The 4,118-nt window shown below is 45.9% G+C and carries 4 protein-coding genes and 1 pseudogene; 4 read left to right on the plus strand and 1 reads right to left on the minus strand.

Annotation, left to right across the window (positions count from 1 at the left end; translation table 11 throughout):
- Window positions 1–235: 235 nt before the first annotated feature.
- Window positions 236–772 carry a hypothetical protein gene (locus tag H6G97_RS46760; protein WP_190947199.1) on the minus strand — a complete coding sequence of 179 codons (537 nt, stop codon included), beginning with the start codon at window positions 770–772 and terminating at the stop codon, window positions 236–238.
- A 1-nt stretch (window position 773) separates the two neighbouring features.
- On the opposite strand from H6G97_RS46760, the gene H6G97_RS46765 reads away from it, so the two are divergent.
- The 4 genes and pseudogenes from H6G97_RS46765 to H6G97_RS46780 all read left to right on the plus strand — a co-directional run.
- Window positions 774–917 (plus strand): hypothetical protein, encoded by a 144-nt coding sequence (locus H6G97_RS46765; protein WP_190947200.1) that lies wholly within the window; start codon window positions 774–776, stop codon window positions 915–917.
- A gap of 390 nt (window positions 918–1,307) precedes the next feature.
- The gene (locus H6G97_RS46770; protein ID WP_012413141.1) at window positions 1,308–1,562 is read left to right on the plus strand and encodes a helix-turn-helix domain-containing protein; all 255 of its coding nucleotides are present in this window, start codon (window positions 1,308–1,310) and stop codon (window positions 1,560–1,562) included.
- A gap of 316 nt (window positions 1,563–1,878) precedes the next feature.
- Window positions 1,879–3,474 (plus strand): hypothetical protein, encoded by a 1,596-nt coding sequence (locus H6G97_RS46775; RefSeq protein WP_190947201.1) that lies wholly within the window; start codon window positions 1,879–1,881, stop codon window positions 3,472–3,474.
- Window positions 3,475–3,586: 112 nt separating this feature from the next.
- Window positions 3,587–4,118 (plus strand): annotated as a pseudogene (locus H6G97_RS46780) (hypothetical protein); the annotation flags it as partial.

A 4,118-nucleotide genomic window follows, 5' to 3' on the forward strand; every position in this document is an offset into this window, starting at 1 on the left:
GGCGATTGCATTTCTCTTGGAGAAGTAACCGCCCTTTCTCACTTCCAGGGCAAGGATTTCTTACACCTTTGCATTCGCATCTGTAGCAGGTAGGAGAGTTTCCTTCTGACAGCTACCTACTTAAAGTGAGAAGTTAGTTGCTGTACTTTGTGTCATGATTGTGTTTATTCGAAGCTAAATTAGTTGGCGATTGCAATTCTTTTGGTGTGCAATCGCCTTTCTCACTTTCAGCAACTTACGCCGCTACTGTCGCTCTGACTCCCAACGACGCAATCACTTGTTCAGCACTCGGAGCCACACGATTGACTCCGTACTGTCTGGGTCTTGCGTACCAACCCTCTTCATCCCAGCCAACGAAGCCAACTAACTTGCCCTGGCGATAGACTTTCGTACTGAATACTAGATAGTCAATCTCACCGTGGTACAAACCGAAAACAGTGCAAGCTTCTTTTAACTCAGACTCCAAGCGCTGATTCCGTTCCCGTGGGGTTTCTGGTAGAGTCGCTTTTACCTCTGCCACTCTTGTAGCGAACCAGTTGCGGTCGAATGGTAGCCGCCCACCACCAACTAACTGCACCCATACCGTAATCCCCCCTTCAATCCAGATGGTGCGAACTGATTCGGGTTCAACTTCGATAATCTCGCCAATGATGCGGCGATCACGAGCAGTCAGGGGGTCTTGGGTTGGGGCTACAGCTTCTGCTTGGGCTGTGGCTTGTTCATTACGAGAAGAACTAGGAATTGCTTGCTGTGTATACGTTGCATAGTTCATAATGGAAATCTCCTTAATCGGGGAAAAGGCGATCGCATACTTTCTCAGGGTGGGCGGTCGCCTTTGTTATGTGTGCAAAAAAACGTTGTGGTTTGGCACAACGCTCTCAAAAAGATTTGGCGTAGCCATCAAAGCTAGTCGCTAAAAGCATTATCAAGACAGCAGACAGACAGCATCAGGGGACGTGTACAGCTTTAACAGCGTCAAAAGCTAATCGTCTAACGTCTTTTGTTAATCATTTATTCAGTGCAATATCCATTTCCCGACTGTGTACCCCTGGCCTTCTCTGGTGATGCCAGTGCCTCGGTTGCTCCTCAAGCGGTCACTTTGGATTGCTGTCAAAGTTCAGATAGTGCAAACCCTTTGTTGCGTCCGGGTGCAGGCAGTTTGCTTTCCCTTGCCCTTATGTTTTATAGTATAGCTTAATAAGTTGTACTTGTAAAGTCTCACTGAATAAGTAAAGCTAGATAAGTAAAGCTTGAAAACGGAGGAAAGAAGCGCTATGATTTGCTTACATTAATGGAGAAGTGAAGTTATGAACTTAATGCAAGTTACTTTGTCGGTTGATTTGCCTGGTCTAGGCACTCGGATTAGAGAGATTAGAGAGTCCAAGGGACTATCCCCAACTTGGGTAGCAGCTCAAGCTGGTATGAGTGTTGGCAACCTATATCGCATAGAAACAGAAGATGCAAAGTCTTTACCGCGTGAAACTTTGCGTAAGCTTTCTGATGCCCTTGGCGTAAATTTTGATGCCGAGGTTAAGGCTGCTTTAGTGCAAGAGATGGAATAAATTTTCTACTAATGATGCGGTCAGCATAAAGCAAACGTTATTGCCTCATTAGTATACGAATGTATTAACTGTATTTTCTGCAACTAATAAACGGAGTAACTACTGAAATTATCTTTTAGATAAATAGCACAACAACTAGAAGCGATCGCCCACCGTCCAAAGTTAGCGATCGCCTGCTCAATCCGTTGATCACAAAGTGAGCCAATTACAATGCTGACACATTTTTGGAAAAACCCTCCAAATCAGCTGCTCTTGTTCACTTTGGTTAAACTGCAACACCTCAATTTTCAAGCATTTACCATAGTGAGCAAGAGATATGCTGACACTAGAACCCGAACAAACAACGACGCTGGACTACAGTGTTGTCAACGCCAGCATCCAGGAAACCTTCACCGCCATCGATAGGTTCGAGTGGCAAGCAATAGATGAACTGCGCCTGATGCGAGACAAAGGCTATTACCAAGATGGTGGACACAAGAGCTTTGAAGCTTATTGCGAAAGTGAGTTGACCAAACACGGGGGATATCGCCGGGTCAGAGATTTTCTGTCTGCAAAGAAAGTAGTTGATACCCTGCCAGAGGAACTGAGGGTAAAAATCACTAAACCCTCTCAAACTCGCCCCCTGCTTCGTTTGGTCAAAACTCCCGATAAGTTACAGGAAGTCGTAGCGCTCGCGTCCCAAGAAAAATCCTTCCCCACTGCCGCCGATTTTGCTCTTGCAGTACAGAAGGTTGTTCCAAAAAATACGTCAATCACTAGAACCAACAGCACAAAACAAGAAAAAATCAAAACGCAATTGTGTAATTCTGTGACTGTTTCTTCCCTTTCACACCCTCGTTATGGGGATTCGGGAGTGATTGAGGCTTCGGCTCCGAACAACTATCAGCAGATTGTCACCTTCAGCGATGGTGAGAGGTTGTTGATCAACAATGGTGATTTGACTGGTTTAAATGACGCAATTGTGTCCGAATCGAGTGGGCGGACTTACCCAAAAGAGTACACCGAGGCGATCGCTGCACTCAAAGAGCAACATCAGCAAGAGTTAGAGCGCTTACAGCAGGAATTGAGGGTTGGGCTACAGTCAGAAGCCATAGCCAGAGCCGAAGAACAAGTAAGTAAGCAAATTCAATCCTTGCAAAATCTGTACAAGCAACAAAGAGAGCAGAATATCCAGTTACAGCAGCGCCTAGACGAAATGGAAAGTCTACGGCAGTTGGAGACTGAAAACCAACAACTCCAGCAGCGCATTCAGGAATTAGAAAACGCGGTTCAACAGCGCCCTTCTCAACAATGGGGAAATACTATGACCCAACAGGGGACTAAAGCTTTGAACAAGCAGGTGAAACAGGCGTTAGAGAAAACTATTGATTTGCGATCGCTAGCCCAAGAACCACCCAAGGAAAATGCACAAGAATGTTTGCGGCTTATGGGCATGGCATTGAAGAATCTTGCCAGCGCCATGAACAACACCCAAGCGCTTGAAGCTGCTGCAATAATTTTGGGCAGTGAGCCGACACCAATTGCGATCGCATATCGAGCCGAACAATTGGAAATGCTGCCCCAAGCGGTTAGTGATATTAGGTCAGTGCTAGCTAAACCTGGGTGTACTTGGCAGGACTATTGGGCAGTGGCGCAAGAGTACGAGGTAATCAAACAAGACTACTGGGCAGAATTGACCACCCAGGAAACAGAATTAATTACCGCCCTTCACAACACATCCACTGAACCTCGGACAATTGGCATCGGTTCTATCGTTGCTCATGCAGACCCATACCGTACTTTGTATGTCGCCAGAGGAGAAGTGATTCAGGATTTAGGAGATGAGGTAATCGTTGCATGGGATCACTGGCAGAACGAATCGAAAAAGACTGATAGGTATTTCCGAGACGAGTTGCGATTCTGGCAAGGCTAAGTGATCTGTTGCTCATACCAGTAATTCTTTAGACAACCAAATAGGAAATAGCAAGCCCCGCAATCACAGAGGGGGAAATTTCCGTGCGTCAACATAAACAGGAGATTGTAAAATGACTGCAACCATTACCCATCCCAAGTCCAAAAAGGCTGTTGCCACTAAACCACAGTCACCGTATAAAAGGCTTCATGTGATTATTCCCATTGAAGATTTGCTGTGGGCATCGCAACAAAAGCCATCTGTTACGCAATTGTGGCAAGAATGCTGGACGGCTGATCCTTATGGTTCCCGGTGGATGCCTCTGACTTCTGCTTTGGGGTACAGTACTTTTATCTCTGCAAAGAAAATTCTTTCCCAAAGCGGGCTATTCATTTTCAAACCCGACAAGTCCATAGAGGATGGCCGGGAGACAGTGAAGTGGATGGTGCAGAATTTGCACGGTAGCCGGATGAAGGAGTTCTGGGAGAAAGCCAGTGCTGAAAAACGAGAATCAAATGCTGAAAATTCAGAGAAAGATGCTGGCTGTGAAGAGATGCGTGCTTCGTATAAAGCATCTATCTCAGGTGAAAGTCAGTCAGAGGAAGAGTTTCAGGAAACCTCACGAACTACTCAGGAACAGTTCACGAACTCTTCAAAAGAGTTCG

The organism is Nostoc flagelliforme FACHB-838, assembly GCF_014698065.1.
In the GTDB taxonomy this organism is placed as follows: domain Bacteria; phylum Cyanobacteriota; class Cyanobacteriia; order Cyanobacteriales; family Nostocaceae; genus Nostoc; species Nostoc flagelliforme_B.

Bases quoted from the DNA above. Each gene is read 5' to 3' on its own strand.
- H6G97_RS46760 (WP_190947199.1), bottom strand. From the start codon at position 772: ATGAACTATGCAACGTATACACAGCAAGCAATTCCTAGTTCTTCTCGT.
- H6G97_RS46765 (WP_190947200.1), top strand. From the start codon at position 774: ATGGAAATCTCCTTAATCGGGGAAAAGGCGATCGCATACTTTCTCAGG.
- H6G97_RS46770 (WP_012413141.1), top strand. From the start codon at position 1,308: ATGAACTTAATGCAAGTTACTTTGTCGGTTGATTTGCCTGGTCTAGGC.
- H6G97_RS46775 (WP_190947201.1), top strand. From the start codon at position 1,879: ATGCTGACACTAGAACCCGAACAAACAACGACGCTGGACTACAGTGTT.